This is a genomic window from Acinetobacter towneri (genome assembly GCF_017498585.1).
In the GTDB taxonomy this organism is placed as follows: Bacteria; Pseudomonadota; Gammaproteobacteria; order Pseudomonadales; family Moraxellaceae; genus Acinetobacter; species Acinetobacter towneri.
Genome location: NZ_CP071766.1, coordinates 847,757 through 864,930 on the forward strand (window position 1 = coordinate 847,757; position 17,174 = coordinate 864,930).

Below are 17,174 nucleotides of genomic sequence, written 5' to 3' on the forward strand. Positions count from 1 at the left end.
TTGAACCGCAGCAGAATGACGAGAGTAAATGAAGCTATCAAATAAAACTCAAGCACTTCAGGACTTAATTGCGCCAGCAGTGCAAGCATGTGATGTGGATCTTTGGGGAATCGAGTTTATTCCACAAGGTAAGCGTTCTTTGTTACGTATTTATATCGACAAAGCTGTCGATGAAAATGCAGAACCTGTCTTAAATGAAGATGGCGAATTAGAGCAAGGTCGTGGTATTGGTGTGCAAGATTGTGTACGTGTAACCCAGCAAGTTGGTGCAATGCTTGATGTGCATGATCCAATTTCAGGTGAATATGCACTTGAAGTATCCTCTCCGGGTTGGGATCGTCCATTTTTCCAATTAGAGCAATTGCCTGCATATATTGGGCAAACCATTGCGTTACGTTTAATCAGTGCTGTAGAAAACCGTCGTAAATTTCAAGCGAAATTGGTTGCTGTAGATCTGGAAAATGAAACCATTCAGGTCGAAGTGGAAAAACAGCAGGTATTGGAGATTGACAGTCACAATATTGATAAAGCAAACCTGATTTACCAAGATTAATCAAATTAATAAGAATCTGAACGAATAGGTGACTTATGGCACGTGAAATTCTTACCGTCGTTGAAACGGTTAGTAACGAAAAAGGTGTAAGTCGTGAGGCAATTTTTGAGGCGCTTGAACAGGCTCTTGTTGCTGCGACGAAAAAGAAATTCTACGAAGGCACAAACTCAGAAGAAGCACGTTTACGTGTGGAAATTGATCGTAAAACAGGTGACTACAGCACTTTCCGTCAGTGGGAAGTGGTGGCAGATGAAGATCATGAAATGCCTGCATGCCAAGATGCAATTTCTGATGTAGACCCTGCAAAGTGGTCAATTGGCGATATTCGCGAACTTGAAGTTGAGTCAATTGACTTCGGTCGTATTGCTGCGCAAATTGCCAAGCAAGTGATTGTGCAAAAAATTCGTGAAGCAGAACGCGCATTGGTTGCAGATGCTTATGAAGCCAAAGTAGGCGAGCTGATTTACGGTGAAGTGAAAAAGCAAACCAAAGATGGCTTTATTATTGATTTGGGCGACAATGCAGAAGCATATTTGGCGCGTGAAGAAATGATCGCCAAAGAAATTTTGCGTCCTAAGCAGCGTGTGAATGCAATTTTGTACAGCGTGAACCGTGAAGGTCGTGGTGCACAATTGTTGTTGTCACGTGCCAAGCCTGAAATGCTGATTGCATTGATGAAAAAAGAAATTCCAGAAATTTCTGAAGAAATCATCGAAATTAAAGCAGCAGCGCGTCAGCCAGGTGTACGTGCAAAAATTGCAGTAAAAACCAACGACCATCGTATTGACCCTGTAGGTGCATGTATTGGTATGCGTGGTACACGTATCCAAGCGGTACAGCAAGAGTTAAATGGTGAGCGTATTGATGTTGTGGTGTGGTCTGATGATCCAGCACAATATATCGCCAGTGCTTTAGAGCCAGCCGATGTATCGGGTATTGTGATTGATGAAGAAGAACGTACTGCCGACATTATTTTCGCAACCAGCGATCAGTTGGCACGTGCAATTGGTTCACAAGGTCAAAACGTACGTTTAGCCTCTGAACTCACAGGTTACAAGCTGAACATGATGCTTGAAGAAGAGTATCACGCACGTCAGCAAAATGAAGCGCAACAATACTTGGACTTGTTTGTTTCACGTCTAGACATTGCTGAAGATTTGGCGATGGCATTGGTAGAAATGGGCTTCACTTCATTAGAAGAAATTGCGTATGTTCCTGCGGAAACATTTGACGAAATTGATTTAGATGAAGAACTTGTTGAAATGTTACAAGGCCGTGCCAAAGAAGTGGCTTTGGCAGAAGCATTGCAACAGCAAGAAAATATCCAAGATCCGAGTGAAGAACTTCTAGCAATGGAAGGCATGACACAAGAGATCGCTTATGCGCTTGCCGCTCGTGGTGTCATTACAGTTGATGATTTAGCTGACCAAGCGACTGACGATATCGAAGATATAGAAGGTTTAGGTACAGAAAAAGCGGGTCAATTGATTATGAAAGCGCGCGAATCATGGTTTAACTAGGAGGTAATATATGACGGACAAGTCGATTAAAGAGTTAGCGCTCAGTGTAGGTCGTCCAGTTGAGAAACTCCTGGAACAGGTTCGTGACGCAGGTTTACCACAGCGTAACGCTGACGATATTATTTCCACGGAACAACAAAGTACCCTAGTGAACCATTTAAAAAAGGTTCACGGTCAAGAGGGTAAAGCAGGACAAATCACGTTGAAACGTAAAACCACCAGTACCGCTAAAGTGGCAAGTACTTCGGGCAAAGCGAAAACGATTAATGTAGAAGTTCGCAAGAAGCATACATTTGTAAAGCCAGATCCTGAACAGATTAAAGCGGAAGCACTGGCAAAAGCACAGGCGGAAGCAGCTGAAAAAGCGCAAGCAGAACAGCAAGCACGTGACGTGGCAGAAAAGAGCAAAGCGAAAGCAGACGCGCCTCAAGCAGGTGCCGCAAAAGCGAAACAAGCTTTAGATGCAATGCGTGCAGCAGCCAAGCAAGAAACAGCCAAGCAAGAAGTTGCAAAAGCTGCGGTTGTGGTGAAACGTAAGTCAACCAACAAGCCAATTGTGAAGCAAGCAGTGAAAGTCACTGAAACACCTGAGCAAAAGAAAGCGCGTGAAGCGCAAGCAGCTCAGTTGAAAGCGACTGAAGAAGCAGCACGTCGTAAAGCTGCTGAAGAAGCGCAGCAACGTACGCTTGAGCAAATGCGTCAGATGGCATCTAAATACTCAAATGAAGATGCAACCGCTACCATTCGTGTGGTAGATGATTCTCCATTGGCGGCTGGTCTTGTGGGTCAGGCTTATGAAGATTCATTTGCCAAAGAAGACCGTGAAATCAAGCGTGGTACCAGCACCACCAATACACGTTCACCGAAAAAAGGTGGTCGTCGTGGTCAGGAAGAACAGTCTTTCAGCCAAAACTCACATAAACGCGGTTTGAAAACGAGCCAAGCCAACAAGCACGGCTTTGAAAAACCAGTTAAAAAACAAGTTTATGATGTTGAAATTGGTGCAACGATTGTGGTTGCGGACTTGGCTGCAAAAATGGCAGTTAAAGTACGCGAAGTTATTAAATCACTCATGAAAATGGGTGAGTTAGTTACGCAAAACCAAGCGATTGAGCAAGAAGTTGCAGCACTTGTAGTTGAGGAAATGGGCCACAACCCAGTTCTAGTATCTGATACGCAAGCTGAAGATAACTTACTTGAAGCTGCTGAAGAGGCACGTGGTGTTCAAACGACACGTCCACCAGTGGTGACCATCATGGGTCACGTTGACCATGGTAAGACATCATTACTTGACCGTATTCGTCGTGCCAAAGTGGCTGCAGGCGAAGCGGGTGGTATTACCCAGCACATTGGTGCATACCACGTACAAACCGATAAAGGCATTATCACCTTCTTAGATACACCGGGACACGCAGCGTTTACTGCAATGCGTTCACGTGGTGCGAAAGCGACAGATATCGTGGTATTGGTCGTTGCGGCAGATGATGGTGTGATGCCACAAACTGCAGAAGCCATTGACCATGCGCGTGCAGCGGGTACGCCAATTATTGTTGCCATTAACAAAATGGACAAAGAATCGGCTGATCCAGACCGCGTATTGAATGAATTGACCACCAAAGAAATCGTACCTGAACAATGGGGCGGTGACGTACCTGTTGCAATGGTTTCGGCGCATTCAGGTCAAGGTATTGATGAACTTCTTGACTTAATTTCAATTCAAGCAGAAATGATGGAATTGAAAGCATCTGAAGAAGGTGCAGCGCAAGGTGTGGTGATTGAAGCGCGTGTAGATAAAGGTCGCGGTGCAGTGACGTCAATTCTGGTACAAAACGGTACTTTGAATGTAGGTGACTTGGTACTTGCAGGTTCATCTTATGGTCGCGTACGTGCCATGACTGATGAAAACGGTAAGCGTATTAAATCTGCAGGTCCTTCAATTCCAGTTGAAATTTTAGGTTTACCTGAAGCGCCAATGGCAGGTGACGAAGTTCTTGTTGTAAATGACGAGAAGAAAGCACGTGAAGTTGCCGATGCGCGTATGGATCGTGAGCGTCAAAAACGTCTTGAGCGTCAAAGCGCAATGCGTCTTGAAAACATCATGGCATCAATGGGCAAAAAAGACGTTCCATTTGTCAATGTGGTATTGAAGACCGATGTACGAGGTACTTTGGAAGCCTTGATTGTTGCATTGGGCGAGTTGTCTACCGATGAAGTACGTGTACGTGTGATTGGTTCAGGCGTAGGTGCGATCACTGAGTCTGACGTTACGCTTGCAGAATCTTCAGAAGCTGTATTACTGGGCTTTAACGTACGTGCTGACAATACTGCGCGTCAAAAAGCCGATGCCGATGGTATTGACATTCGTTACTACAGCATCATCTATCAATTAATTGATGATGTGAAAGATGCGATGAGCGGTAAGCTTGCACCTGAACACCGTGAAACTATTTTGGGTGTTGCAGAAGTGCGTGAAGTGTTCCACTCAAGTAAGTTCGGTGCAGCTGCAGGTTGTATGGTACTTGAAGGCGTACTTCACCGTAACAAACCAATTCGCGTATTACGTGATGATGTGGTGGTATTCCAAGGTGAGCTTGAGTCACTTCGTCGTTATAAAGACGTGGTGGAAGAAGTTCGCGCAGGTATGGAATGTGGTCTTGCAGTAAAAGGCTATAAAGACATCAAACCACTTGATAAGATTGAAGTGTACGATGTTCAATTGATTAAACGGAGTCTTTAATGGCGGGTAGTCAACGTCTGAAGCGTATGGCGGATACAGTACAGCGTGAGCTGTCAGAACTGATTCGCCAAGAGCTGAAAGATCCACGCTTAGGTGGTCTTGTGACCATCTCTGCAGTGAAGGTGAGCCCAGACTTAGGATATGCGGAAGTGTACGTGACCGTCATGGGACGTGAATTAGGCGATGAGCAAAGCGAAACGGCAAATAAAGAAACCTTGGATGTGTTGAATAAAGCATCAGGCTTCTTGCGCCATGAGTTAAGCCGTCGTATTAAGACACGTATTACCCCGCGTTTGCGTTTTCACTACGATAAAACCAATGCCTATGGTAACTATATGTTTGGTTTGATTGCAGAAGCGGTAAAAGATTTACCTCCTGCAGCACCTAAGCAAGATGAAGAATAAATCAGTGATGATAAAAAATGCCACCTTCGGGTGGCATTTTTTTGTCTATCATGTTTGAGCTTTTGCAATGTAAGCAAGGTTATATCGGATACGATGCTTTTTTTAATGCCTGACTAATATTCTAGACCAAATCATCATGGGACTTTTTTTCATAACGACGTAAATTACGACGTTGGCGTTGCCACGGTAATGGACGGTCTAAGGTTTCAGGCACATTGCCACTCATCGAACGTAAACGTAAATGCAGTGCTGCCTGTGCCATTAAATTGGCAGAAACAGGCGCGGTAATAAACGCAAATAGGGTGATTAATACTTCTGCAAAGCCAAATCGTCCTTCAAATGCCGCATAAATAATGGCTGCAATTAAGAAACTGCCTAGTCCTAAAGTGCTGGATTTTGTAGGGGCATGCAGTCGCATAAATAAGTCGGGTAGGCGAACCATGCCAATGCCGCCCACCAACATGAAAAATGCGCCAATAATTAAAAAGAATGACACTAAAATTTCCATGAGTAATTGCATGTTCATTCTCCTTAATCAATCACATGACCACTGGTGAAGTAACGCGCCAGTGCTGCAGTAGACACAAAGCCTAGCATCGCCACCAATAACGCACCTTCAAATAATGAGGTACTGGTCCAATAGATACCCAGAACCACCACCAAGCAGGTCGCATTTAAAAACAAGGTATCCAAGGCCAACAGGCGGTCTACAATTGAAGGGCCAATAATCAGGCGATATAGGCACATAAACATGGACAGCGTAATCGCAACCATGCAGATTCCAAGTGCATAAGGCAGAATCATCATTGCTTTTCTCCTGACTGTGCACCAAAAATTTCAATCAGCGGTTTTTCATAACGATTTTTGATGTCTTGAATATCTACACTTTCATCTGCAGTGTTTAAGGCATGCACCAAAATATCGCCACGGTCTTGGTCAATACCTGCTGTAACCGTGCCTGGTGTGGTGGTAATGATCATCGCCAAAATACTGTTGACCTGTTCGTGTTGTGTTTCGAGAGGGACACGGAACCATTTTGGCTGCATACGGTCTGTTGGGCCAAGTACCAGTTTTGCGACACGAATATTACAAATCATAATATCCCAGACCACCACGAAGAATAAGCGAATGGCTGCAGTCCAGTTGATGTCTGGTGTACGCGCAATAAAGGGCTGGATCAGTTTGGGAATCAAGAGCGCCAAGACCAGTGCCATCAACAGATTCCCTGCAGAAACACTATGCGCCAACATCAGCCAACTCAGTGCCACCAAGACAGATACAAACGGGTGTGGCAGCAGGTTATCCCAAAACGAAGTTTTTGGTCTCGTTTTTTGCATGTTTAGGGCTCCGCAGGTTTGAGTTGAGTATCGCTAGGTTGCTGTGCTTCCTCACGATTTTGCTGTTGAATCTGACGTTGTTTATAGTCAGAAATATGCTCGCCTTCCAAGGTGTTTGGATCAATCACATAGGGAATTAAATGTGCATTGGTGTCAATTGCTTCGCCACCGTACTTGGTTTCAGGTAAGTACAATGGATCATAAGGTTGTACGCTAATCACATTTGCAGCACGGTCTTTTTTCAGAATCAGTGCTTCATAGGCCGCATTATGTTGAATCTGCTGTGCAGTATTCAGCATATATTGTTGAATTGGATTGGCAAATACCACGTACAGCACTAAACCCGTTAGGAGAAAATAAATGACACGGTCATTACGGGGCGGTGCAATCGCAGGTAGTGCCTGATATTCATAATAGGCTTCAGTTTGCGCATCATCTTCAGGTTTGGTCGCGCGCCAAAATAAAATAAAGCCGACACGGGTGAATGCAATAATACTCAGCAAGCTGACCAAGAGAATAATGCCAATAATCCAGCCTTGATGTGCCATATTGGCGGTGGCTTGCAAAATAAAGACCTTGCCCAAAAAGCCACTAAACGGTGGCAAACCTGCCATCATTAAGGCAATCATGAAGTATGTGATTGCCAGTACTTTGTGTTGCTTCATTTGCGGGGCAATATTGAAGTGATCTTTAAATGCGCCACGTTGTGAGGTAATCCAGCCACACAGCAAATAGAAAGCCGCTGCAATTAAGGTACTGTGTACTAAGTAATACAGTGCGGCTGACCATGCCTGTGTGTTCAGCATCGAAATGGCGATCAGGATCGTACCAATCGAAGACAGCACCATAAAACCGACAAAACGACGTAAGCGCTCTGCACCAATTGCGCCAATGACCCCATACAGTGAGGTAATTAGACCAATCGGCAGCAACCAGTCTTGTAGGATTTTATGGCTCAGTGCATCATCAAATACGGTTCCATTAACCCGCAAAATGGCATACACACCCACTTTGGTCATGATGGTGAATAAGGCTGCCACAGGGGTTGTCGCCACGGCATAGGTTTTAGGAAGCCAGAAACCGACAGGAAGCATAGCGGCTTTAATACCAAATACCACAAATAGCAGTAAGCCACCTGCCACCGCAATTTTATGTGCATCAGCATCGAGTAGCGGAATAAGACGTGCCACATCGGTCATGTTTAAACTGCCGACACTGCCGTAAATCATCCCCAAACCAATTAGGAACAGGGCAGAGGCCAACAGGTTGATGGTGACGTAATGAATCCCGAGTTGAAAACGTGCTTTGCCCTGACCGTGCAATAACAACACATACGAGGCGAGCAACAAGATTTCAAAAAATACGAACAGGTTAAATAAGTCGCCTGTGAGGAATGCACCGCAAAGTCCCATGAGTAGGAAATGCACCATGGTATGAAAATAGCGACCACGTTCATCCCATTTTTTGCTGGAAAACCACAGTAATGGCAAGGCAAGTGAATAAGTCAGTACCAACATGAGGGCAGACAGTTGATCTAGCACTAAAATAATGCCAAACGGGGCGGCCCATTCGCTCAAATTATAAATAATAATTTGCCCACTGCTGACTTGAATTAAATAGCTAATTGCAGTGACTAAACCGAGTGTGGCAGAAAGATAGCTAATGCCACGACGCCATGGCTGGCGCCAGTCATGTGAGAGTGAACCAAAGCCCGGATTGCCTAATAGCACTAAAATAAATGCGGTAAAGGTGGGAATCAGGATGCTAAAAATAGGTGAATGCTGTAGCCAAAATTGGAGGAAATCAGTCATTATGGCTCATCCTCACGTGGGTCAAGCAGTGGATGTTCTTCTTTGGCATCGACGTGGTCTGTCCCTGTTTCATAACGGCTACGCAGCGCCAATTGCACAATAAATGCAGTGGTGGCAAAGCCAATCACAATTGCGGTTAACACCAAGGCTTGTGGTAATGGGTCGGTGACTTTTGAAGCTTCAGTCAAAATTGCAGGTGCATTGAGCTGAATACGCCCCATGCTGAATAAGAAAATATTGACGGCATAACCAATCATCGCCAAACCTAAAACCACAGGAAAGGTACGGGCACGTAAAATTAAATAAATCCCTGTCGCGACTAACATTCCAATGGCAGACGCAATTAAAAACTCAATACTAATCATTGCATTACTCCTTTGGAAGTGGGCCAGACATGCCTGAGTGACGTGAGTCGCCCAAGACAGAAATCATCAACATTACCGCACCAACCACCGTGACATACACGCCTACATCAAATAAGGCAGCCGAAGCGAGGTGCATTTCACCAATAATCGGAGGATTGACATAAATATGTGCGCTGGTGAGGAATGGACGTCCCCAGAACCATGCGGCAAGTCCTGTCAGACCTGCAATACTTAAACCCACGCCAATCCAGATTTCGTATAAACGTCCAGATTTAGCTTTGAGCATTTGTTCGGTGTGGTCTTGACCAAGCGCAATGTATTGGATGATCAACGCCATTGCGGTAATTAAGCCCGCAATAAAGCCACCGCCTGGTAAGTTATGACCGCGCAAGAAAATATACAGGCTGACCACAAGGGCGATAGGTAAAATCCATGAGGCGGTAATCCGCAGCATCAACGGTGAAGGATTAAAGCGATAGGTTAAACCTTGGGTCATGATAGTGCCGTGCGCACGCATACCATCCATTAAACACAGCGTACCAATCGCAGCAATGCCCAAGACGGTAATTTCACCAAAGGTATCGAAACCACGGAAGTCCACCAAAATGACGTTGACCACGTTGGTTCCGCCACCGAGTGGAATGGATTGCTGATTAAAGAACCATGAAATTGAATTGTGGTCGCGAGTCATAACCAGCCACGCAATCCAGCCGATACCAATGCCGCCACCAATCGCAATGAAGGCATCTCGCCAACGACGTGAACGGCTAGATTCATACGGGGTCAATTGTGGGAGCAGCGATAGACTCATCAGCAATAAAACAGTGGTGACGACATCAACCGTGATTTGAGTTTGTGCCAAGTCGGGAGCAGACAGTCCGACAAACATCATGGTGACGACCAAGCCAACTGCACCGCTGATTAAGACAGCTTTGATGCGCTCATGGTGGAACCACAGCATCATCCAGCAGGCAGAGAACAGCAATAACCATAAAACAATGGCAATCATAGGCGCATGTGTGAGTTCACGTGTGCCAGTTGTTAATCCCTGATTGAATAATGGTAGCGCGACCATGAATACCGTAAAAGCAATGATCCACACCAAATAGCTTTGCAGTGAACCATTTTCGGTTTTACGTTTGATTTTGCGTGAAACTTGTAGCAAATGTTTTAAGAATAATTCAAACAGCAGTTTGCCTTGGAATTGACCTAAATGTGGGTCGAGGTCAATTTCACGGATTTTTCCACCTTTGGCGAGCGAGAAATAGAAAATGATCCCGCCAAGCAGTGCAATAACACTCATCAGCAGGGGAAGATTAAAGCCATGCCAAATTGCCAGATGTGTGCCTTCAAACTGCGACAGTTGGGTACTGGCACGAGTCGTGCTATTGACAATATGCTCGACCAATAAGGCAGGCATCAAGCCGACTAAAATACATAAAACAGCCAATAAAGTTGCGGGTGCACGCATGCCAAACGGAGGTTCGTGAGCTTCTTTGTTTGGGACATCTTTACCAATTGGACCATCAAAGAAAACGCCGTGTACCAAACGTATTGAATAGGCCACTGCAAAAATACCCGCCAGTGTCGCAACAATTGCAGAAACCAACAGTACAGGGCCAGATAAGTTTGCTACCAGTTCAGTGAAGAACATTTCTTTGGACAAAAAGCCGTTGGTCAACGGTACGCCAGCCATAGAGGCCGCGGTAATCATAGTGAGGGTGGCGGTAAAGGGTAATAGTTGCCATAAGCCACTAAGTTTGCGTAAATCACGTGTGCCTGATTCGTGGTCGATAATTCCTGCAATCATAAACAGGGCCGCTTTAAAGGTGGCGTGGTTGATGATGTGGAAAATTGCAGCAGCTACTGCTAACGGTGAACCAATGCCGAGTAAGCACATGATCAGACCTAAATGACTGATGGTGGAATACGCCAATAAGCCTTTTAAATCTTCTTTGAAAATGGCAAAGAATGCTGCCATACACAGGGTAAATAGACCAATAAAGGTGACTAGGTTGTGATATAACGCTGCGCCTGCAAAAATTGGCAATAAGCGCGCCAGCAAGAAAATCCCTGCTTTGACCATCGTTGCCGAATGTAGATAGGCAGAAACAGGCGTGGGTGCAGCCATGGCATTGGGTAGCCAGAAGTGAAACGGAAATTGCGCACTTTTGGTAAATGCACCCAATAAAATCAGCAATAAAGTTGGTACAAATAAATGATGACTTTGAATTTGTTCAGTCATCATTAAGATTTGGTCAATTTGATAGGTGCCTGTGATTTGCGCCAATAACACAAAACCACCGAGCATGGCGAGTCCGCCCATGCCTGTAATGGTCAGTGCCATACGTGAGCCGCGTTGTGCTGCCTCGTAATTGCTCCAATAACCCACCAATAAGAAAGAGGAAATACTGGTCAGTTCCCAAAAAGTCAGCAACAAAATCAGGTTATTGGAGAGCGAAATTCCCAACATGGCAGCCATAAACAGCATGAGGAGAACATAGAGTTTACTGAGCGAGTTTTGTGGACTTAAATAATAATAGGCATAAATAAAAATGAGTGTGCCGATCCCCGTGATCAGCAAGGAGAATAATAAACCAAGCGCATCTAGACGAAAGCTTAAATCAATCCCCAACTGTGGCAGCCAAGACCATGTTTGAATGATCGTTTCGCCATTAAAGACTGCTTTTGCTTGAGTCAGGAGCAGAATAAGACTGCTCAGACTGACGCCAATCGCCCCTAAAGCCGTTACCCCGCGTGAAAATTGTTTCAGCCACGAGACAAGGGTTGTGCCCAGTACTAACGGTAACAATATAATAATCGGTAGCACACTCATATCCATTGTCGTGAATAGGTTGAAAACCTAAAGGATGAATCTTATCTTCCAAGGATTACAGGACAGCAACACACCATCCAAAAGATTCAATCTTGAAAGCCAATCAGTCGTGTCAGTAAACACGTAGTCTATTGTTTTGATGAGCGTATTGTCGCAACTTAAACTCAAAACAAGATCATGCAAAAATAATTTTACATGGCTAGGCGGCTCAAGCAGCAAAAAATATGCTGATCTTTCGCTGACGATGCAGCGAATAAGGTTGTGCTTGGTTTGGTTAAAGCTGTGTTAAAAATATTTAGATGCGTCAATCTACAACCTAGTTGAATTATGGATGAAGTTGATCTGCATCTGCTGCATTTTTACAGCATTCACCGTGTTTGAAAGGTCAATAGACACTATTCAAGGTATAAAAAAAGTTGTATTGCGCAACTTTAAAAACTACAGCAAAATCGGATTTTACTATAAAAGTTCAAAATTAATCTGATTTTATTACATGAATAAAACAACATCAATTTTTTTTGCATACAGCAAAGTCATTATATACCGTCTGTTATATGCGGGATAAAGTATTTCCTTGCTTTTTGGCCAAGTATGCCTTGAAAGACTTCGGCAATTAAGATTCAGGCAATTGATCAGGTGTTGGCTCACTATCCAATTGCTGTAAGCGTTGCAGCAATTCCTGTTTTTGTTCGGCAGTTAAATGGTTTTGAATCTGCTGCAAAATTTCAGCCGTGCCTAATTGTGTTGGGTTTTGTTCTTGTAGGCTGACGTCTTCTGTCGTGTGAGTGGTTTCTAGCACATCAGCATAAATTTCTGCAAACTGCGGTTGTAAACTTTGCCATGCGATGGGATGCAGCTGTTGATGTTCCAGTTTTAAACATTGAAAGCGTTCCGCTTGTTCCAAAAGTTCGCTGCGGTTGCCTGTGGCAATAATTTGTAAGCGCGGAAAAGCTTGATGTAAACGGGTCAGTATTTGTGCGGCCTGTTGTTGATCGAGCTGATGATCAATCTGGTCAATCAACAAAATACCATCTCCCTCGCGACACGGATACAAACTGTTTGGGTTTAGCAAACAGAGGCGACGTACAATATCGCCTACCAGAGCAATCCAGTTGCGCTGACTGTTCGACAATTGCTGATACAGCATATCTTTGCCCTGACAGCGCACCATGAGTTGTAATTTAGGCAGATGTTGTAGATATAGGTCTTCAATTTCAGGCAGCACGATTTGTAAGGCATCTTTCAGTGCTTGTAAACTCGGTGCATGCATTTGGGTATAGGCATGCAATAAGGACTGATTCAGGGTTTGTGCGAGTTCGCTTTGTTGTTGCTGATATAGCTTGTGTAAAAGCTGCGCACTTTGGGCATTTTCAATATCGGAAATTTCCCGCAACCATTCAAAAAAACGAGTAAATGTCGTGAATGGAATCGCAGCAATTTCGTAGGCATGTCCAGGTTGTAAAATCAGCGGATTATTTTTATTGAGTAAATTAACTTCATTCACGAAGCGTTCTGCAGGGTAGTAGGCAATCAGCGGTAGACCTTGCATCGGGTCATGTTTAATGGCGTGTTGATAGAGCTGCACCATTTTTTCAAGCTTGGCGGTTTCTGCTTTGCTTACTCCTACGCCGCTACTATTCAGGGTTTTATATAATTGCCAGTCACAATGTTGGGTGCTTTCAATTTGCGTGTTGCTTGATTCTGCCAAACTGCCTATTTCTGCTGGAATTTCCACACAAACATCAATTTTAGCTTGCAAGCGGTTGAACAAAATATCTTGATCTTGCATCACCAAACCCGCAGTGCGTAAGTCTTTATAGCGAGCGGCAAACCAAGTCAGTGCTTGATAACTAAATCGTAACAGCGAGGTTTTACCCGCGCTTTGGTCTGCCAAAATAAGCGTAATGGGCAGGTCGTGATAATTGAGTTCGAGTTTTAGGTCTGCAAAATGGGTGATGTGTCTGAAATGAACCGATGTAATTTTCATAGCGCACCTGCTGCAATTACCCCACCGCTTTGCGTAACGATGTCGGCATTTTTATTTTCAGTTGTTGTACCAAATCGTAAATATGATGAATATTTAAACTGACTTTAGCACGTGTGCATGCCACGTACAGTAATCTTAATTCTTCATCGCTAATTTTATGCTCTTTGTCGTTCAGTTTAAATTGGTAGTCGTCTTCAATATGTACCCGATTCCATTCTAAACCTTTGGCTTTATGCGCTGTCGAAATAATATAGTCGGCTTGGTCAATTGGGGTGATTTTTGCCAACGCCCGTTTGAGTGGATTAGTACCATGATCATCCACCAGTTTGACCAAAGGTTTAATGTCGCTGCCATCGTTGGTTTCACAATATTCATGTACATCATGCCAAGAGTTAAACCATGCCAGTTCTGGAACGTCGGTCACACGTTTGCCTTGTTTGAGCATCGCGGCAGCATCCACAAAACGGTTTAAGCGCACATGGTCGGCTTGCAGACTGACTTTATCGCCATGCACTAAACCTGCCAGTAGCAGTTCCATGGCACGGGCGTTGGTACGGCATAAAATCGCATCACGCATTTTGGTATGCGGTTTGTTGACCACTTTGGAATGTAATTCTGGATTGCCCAAGAGTGGCACGGTTTCATTCAGCCCACCTAAAATGGCATTGGCGGTCAGGGCAATTTCTTCACCAAAACGGAACGATGTGGTCAGTCGTGATTCAGGCAAAGGTAATTGCTGCATGGCATTGATTGCACCACGCCAAGCATAGATTTGCTGATGCGCATCGCCCACATAAATCACTTGAGTATTACGTTGCTTGAGTAAAATGCCCAGCATGAGCGGGTCGGCATCTTGAGCTTCGTCAAACAGCACATAATCGGCAGGAATGTTGGGTTCAGACAAGGCCCAAAGTTTCAGATAAATATCGTGTCCAATGCCTGCCTGATGATTCGGGTCAATTGACTCCAACCAGCGTCGTTCTACCGCAGGATAAAGATGCTTTTGTAAGGTGTCGATGTCATCTGGATGCAACCAACTGGGTGCTTGTAAATGTCGTGGGGCAGGGTATTGCGAACTGGTCGAGCAGAAATGACTCACGGCATTGGCCACCAAACTGGCTAAACGACTTGGCATCAACACATATTTTTCATAGCGTCCGCCCATCATACGTCTAAGGGTAATCGGTTCTAAACGATACTCTTTGGCAATAAAACTTGGACTTAAACGGGGTAGGCGTAATTTGTCGGTGACTCCACGTGGAACGCTGCGATATGCAAGCGAGTGAAATGTACGACAATCGACCTGACGATGAAATTTACTTTGTGCTTCTGCGGCAATGGCTTTGTTAAATGCCAAGTACATGCCACGCCGTTCTGGCATGGCATCACTGATCATTTGTAAGGTCGTGGTTTTACCTGTACCTGCATAGGCAATCACTTTAAAAGATTTGCCCAGACGTGCATTATCTATAGCAGTGGCTTGCTCATAGGTCGGGCGAGGCTTGGTGATTACAGACACAGATCAGGGTTGGCTTTTCGCGTTAATGGCTACGGTTGGCTTTTTCAACCAAGCCTGATAAACCTTGACGACGAGCCAATTCATTCAGTACCACTTGCGGTTCAATATCGAAATAACCCAACATGACAATGCTGTGGAACCATAAATCGGCCACTTCATAAATCAGGTCATTTTTGTTGTTGGCATTGGCTTCGGTGTTGAAATCTTTGGCGGCAATAATTGCTTCCACGGTTTCTTCACCGACTTTTTCCAAAATTTTATTCAAGCCTTTATGGTATAGCTTGGCTACATAAGATGAGTCAGGATTAGCGGTTTTGCGCTCGCTCATCATTTGCCCTAAATAAGCCAAAACTTCAACCTGTTCAGCTTGTGCCTTTGATTGGCTCATGGCTAAGGTGTGAGCATTGGCGGCTTGTTCACCATAAATTTGATTCGGGTCTTTCAGCTGTGCATCTACAATTTCCCAACCATTGGCGGTGAGTTTGCGATAGAAACAAGATTCACGCCCTGTGTGGCAAGCAATTCCACCATGTTGTTCAATTTGCAGGATAATCACATCGGCATCGCAGTCCAGACGAATCTCGTGCACAGTTTGAAAGTGTCCAGATTCTTCACCCTTGTGCCACAATTTATTGCGTGAACGTGAAAAATACACCGCCTGATTTTTTTCGGCAGTCAGTGCCAAGGCTTCACGGTTCATCCACGCCACCATCAACACACGTCCTGTTTGATGATGCTGTGCAATGGCAGGCACTAATCCTTGTTCGTTAAATTTTACTTCATCGAGCCATTGCAAGTTATTCATGAGTTGTTCACCAAAATTAATTTAAATTGTATGGACGCTATTTTCTGAGCGCACGATTTTGCATCGTCCCTATAGTGTACGTGATTCAAGACAATTTACCTAAATTATCTTGCCAGATTTGTACTGTCAAAGCGTTTGCATAAATTGAGGGAAGTTTTGTTTTTCCACCATTTCCAGAAATTCATCGCCCAAACGCTGACTTTCTGCCACCGATTGTTTCCATAAGCGAATGCGCTGTGCCTGATCTAAACCTTTTAAGGTGAAGTCTTTACGATCGGGCAAACGGCCTAAAGGCAAGCTGCTTAAATATTCTGCCGAAGGTGATAGCAAGAGTGTCCGGGCCTGATTTTCAGGATTGGCTTTACGATGCTTCAACATTTTATCAAACCAGCCAGGGGTAATGCTGTCGGTAAAGTGTGGGTACAGCACAATGCCCTGACTTTGGTAAGGTAAATCTAGATGGTAGTCAATTAAGCCACCATCCCGATAACTGCCCACGGGCGCATCAGGAATGTCACGAATAGCAGACATCACCCCGGGAATAGACGCTGAGGCGAGCAGCCACGGTGCGACATTCTGCTCATTCAGGGCTTGGTAATGGGTGACAAAATCATCCTCTACCATAAACTGCTGACCTTGCGCAGGTTGGCTGATGACGCGTTGCATAAATAAGCGGTTATGTTTGCGCGCAATGGCATTGCTACCAATAATTCCAGCCACAGATGCTAGCAAAGGCAAGGCTTGGTCACTTTGGAAAATATGTTGAGCTTTGACGGAAATGACCGTGAGGTGATAGTCAGGATGCTGAATCAGTTGTTGTTGCTGTCCCTGAATCAGTTCAAACAGCATATTTTGACAAATCTCAGCGACTTCTTGGCGCGACATTTTTTTATGAAAATACAAGTTGGTATATAAATCGGACAGGCGTTCAGTGCCTTGTTTTGCGCCCCACGCCAAAATACTGGCAAAGCGCCAACTGCCAATTGAAGAACCGACCACAGTACGACGCTTTGGGGCTTGGGCAAAAAACTCGCCAAAAATAGCTTGGTCTAAGCCTTGAATGCCAATACCTTTGGGGCCGCCTGCTGCACCTGGAATAATATCGACGTGTTGGGCATGTAAGCCTTCTTGTTCAATCAGTTGGCGTGCCAGATGTCCTGCGCGAATACTGAGTGCAGGGGCACGTTTATGCAAAAGCTGAGTCATGCTTGATCTATAACGCTACAAATGTGCATTAATTGTAGGCGTGGTGATTTTTGCAACAATGGCGAGAGGCATCATTTGGTGACTGATGAGTCAT

General features: G+C 44.6%; 14 protein-coding genes. 4 read left to right on the forward strand and 10 right to left on the reverse strand.

The window, feature by feature from the left end:
- The first annotated feature begins 28 nt into the window (after window positions 1-28).
- From rimP to J4G44_RS04050, 4 genes are read left to right on the forward strand one after another with little or no spacing between them, the layout of a single operon-like run.
- Window positions 29-553, forward strand: coding sequence for a ribosome maturation factor RimP (gene rimP / locus J4G44_RS04035; protein ID WP_004975871.1), 525 nt, complete (start codon window positions 29-31; stop codon window positions 551-553).
- A 35-nt stretch (window positions 554-588) separates the two neighbouring features.
- The gene (gene nusA / locus J4G44_RS04040; RefSeq protein ID WP_154321110.1) at window positions 589-2,073 is read left to right on the forward strand and encodes a transcription termination factor NusA; all 1,485 of its coding nucleotides are present in this window, start codon (window positions 589-591) and stop codon (window positions 2,071-2,073) included.
- A 10-nt stretch (window positions 2,074-2,083) separates the two neighbouring features.
- The gene (gene infB / locus J4G44_RS04045) at window positions 2,084-4,810 is read left to right on the forward strand and encodes a translation initiation factor IF-2 (protein ID WP_178866000.1); all 2,727 of its coding nucleotides are present in this window, start codon (window positions 2,084-2,086) and stop codon (window positions 4,808-4,810) included.
- Window positions 4,810-5,214, forward strand: a complete 405-nt coding sequence (locus J4G44_RS04050) for a ribosome-binding factor A (protein WP_004975876.1) — start codon at window positions 4,810-4,812, stop codon at window positions 5,212-5,214. The genes infB and J4G44_RS04050 overlap by 1 nt, the downstream gene beginning before the upstream one ends.
- Window positions 5,215-5,335: 121 nt before the next feature.
- On the opposite strand, the gene J4G44_RS04055 is transcribed toward J4G44_RS04050, so the two are convergent.
- The 10 genes from J4G44_RS04055 to J4G44_RS04100 form a co-directional block, all read right to left on the reverse strand.
- Entirely contained in the window at window positions 5,336-5,734 is a 399-nt protein-coding gene (locus J4G44_RS04055; protein WP_004975877.1) for a Na+/H+ antiporter subunit G, read from the reverse strand.
- A gap of 11 nt (window positions 5,735-5,745) precedes the next feature.
- Window positions 5,746-6,021, reverse strand: coding sequence for a monovalent cation/H+ antiporter subunit F (locus J4G44_RS04060; protein WP_004975880.1), 276 nt, complete (start codon window positions 6,019-6,021; stop codon window positions 5,746-5,748).
- Window positions 6,018-6,551, reverse strand: coding sequence for a Na+/H+ antiporter subunit E (locus J4G44_RS04065; protein ID WP_004975882.1), 534 nt, complete (start codon window positions 6,549-6,551; stop codon window positions 6,018-6,020). Before J4G44_RS04065 ends, J4G44_RS04060 begins: the two co-directional genes overlap by 4 nt.
- A gap of 2 nt (window positions 6,552-6,553) precedes the next feature.
- A complete protein-coding gene (locus tag J4G44_RS04070) occupies window positions 6,554-8,362 on the reverse strand; it encodes a monovalent cation/H+ antiporter subunit D (RefSeq protein WP_104852960.1) in 1,809 nt (602 codons plus the stop codon).
- Window positions 8,362-8,727, reverse strand: coding sequence for a Na+/H+ antiporter subunit C (locus J4G44_RS04075; protein ID WP_004975886.1), 366 nt, complete (start codon window positions 8,725-8,727; stop codon window positions 8,362-8,364). The genes J4G44_RS04070 and J4G44_RS04075 overlap by 1 nt, the downstream gene beginning before the upstream one ends.
- 4 nt (window positions 8,728-8,731) lie before the next feature.
- The gene (locus tag J4G44_RS04080; RefSeq protein WP_096901338.1) at window positions 8,732-11,569 is read right to left on the reverse strand and encodes a monovalent cation/H+ antiporter subunit A; all 2,838 of its coding nucleotides are present in this window, start codon (window positions 11,567-11,569) and stop codon (window positions 8,732-8,734) included.
- A 607-nt stretch (window positions 11,570-12,176) separates the two neighbouring features.
- Window positions 12,177-13,550, reverse strand: a complete 1,374-nt coding sequence (locus J4G44_RS04085; protein ID WP_154321107.1) for an AAA family ATPase — start codon at window positions 13,548-13,550, stop codon at window positions 12,177-12,179.
- Window positions 13,551-13,566: 16 nt separating this feature from the next.
- Window positions 13,567-15,069 carry a UvrD-helicase domain-containing protein gene (locus J4G44_RS04090; RefSeq protein WP_004975892.1) on the reverse strand — a complete coding sequence of 501 codons (1,503 nt, stop codon included), beginning with the start codon at window positions 15,067-15,069 and terminating at the stop codon, window positions 13,567-13,569.
- Window positions 15,070-15,091: 22 nt separating this feature from the next.
- Window positions 15,092-15,874, reverse strand: coding sequence for a bifunctional phosphoribosyl-AMP cyclohydrolase/phosphoribosyl-ATP diphosphatase HisIE (gene hisIE / locus J4G44_RS04095; RefSeq protein WP_004975893.1), 783 nt, complete (start codon window positions 15,872-15,874; stop codon window positions 15,092-15,094).
- A gap of 126 nt (window positions 15,875-16,000) precedes the next feature.
- A complete protein-coding gene (locus J4G44_RS04100) occupies window positions 16,001-17,080 on the reverse strand; it encodes a patatin-like phospholipase domain-containing protein (protein WP_131261096.1) in 1,080 nt (359 codons plus the stop codon).
- Window positions 17,081-17,174: the final 94 nt, after the last annotated feature.

What these genes read in the sequence shown, in the direction of transcription:
- J4G44_RS04050 (WP_004975876.1), top strand. Translation starts at nt 4,810, where the DNA reads ATGGCGGGTAGTCAACGTCTGAAGCGTATGGCGGATACAGTACAGCGT.
- J4G44_RS04100 (WP_131261096.1), bottom strand. Translation starts at nt 17,080, where the DNA reads ATGACTCAGCTTTTGCATAAACGTGCCCCTGCACTCAGTATTCGCGCA.
- J4G44_RS04065 (WP_004975882.1), bottom strand. Translation starts at nt 6,551, where the DNA reads ATGCAAAAAACGAGACCAAAAACTTCGTTTTGGGATAACCTGCTGCCA.
- J4G44_RS04080 (WP_096901338.1), bottom strand. Translation starts at nt 11,569, where the DNA reads ATGGATATGAGTGTGCTACCGATTATTATATTGTTACCGTTAGTACTG.
- nusA (WP_154321110.1), top strand. Translation starts at nt 589, where the DNA reads ATGGCACGTGAAATTCTTACCGTCGTTGAAACGGTTAGTAACGAAAAA.
- J4G44_RS04070 (WP_104852960.1), bottom strand. Translation starts at nt 8,362, where the DNA reads ATGACTGATTTCCTCCAATTTTGGCTACAGCATTCACCTATTTTTAGC.
- hisIE (WP_004975893.1), bottom strand. Translation starts at nt 15,874, where the DNA reads ATGAATAACTTGCAATGGCTCGATGAAGTAAAATTTAACGAACAAGGA.
- infB (WP_178866000.1), top strand. Translation starts at nt 2,084, where the DNA reads ATGACGGACAAGTCGATTAAAGAGTTAGCGCTCAGTGTAGGTCGTCCA.
- rimP (WP_004975871.1), top strand. Translation starts at nt 29, where the DNA reads ATGAAGCTATCAAATAAAACTCAAGCACTTCAGGACTTAATTGCGCCA.
- J4G44_RS04085 (WP_154321107.1), bottom strand. Translation starts at nt 13,550, where the DNA reads ATGAAAATTACATCGGTTCATTTCAGACACATCACCCATTTTGCAGAC.
- J4G44_RS04055 (WP_004975877.1), bottom strand. Translation starts at nt 5,734, where the DNA reads ATGCAATTACTCATGGAAATTTTAGTGTCATTCTTTTTAATTATTGGC.
- J4G44_RS04075 (WP_004975886.1), bottom strand. Translation starts at nt 8,727, where the DNA reads ATGATTAGTATTGAGTTTTTAATTGCGTCTGCCATTGGAATGTTAGTC.
- J4G44_RS04060 (WP_004975880.1), bottom strand. Translation starts at nt 6,021, where the DNA reads ATGATGATTCTGCCTTATGCACTTGGAATCTGCATGGTTGCGATTACG.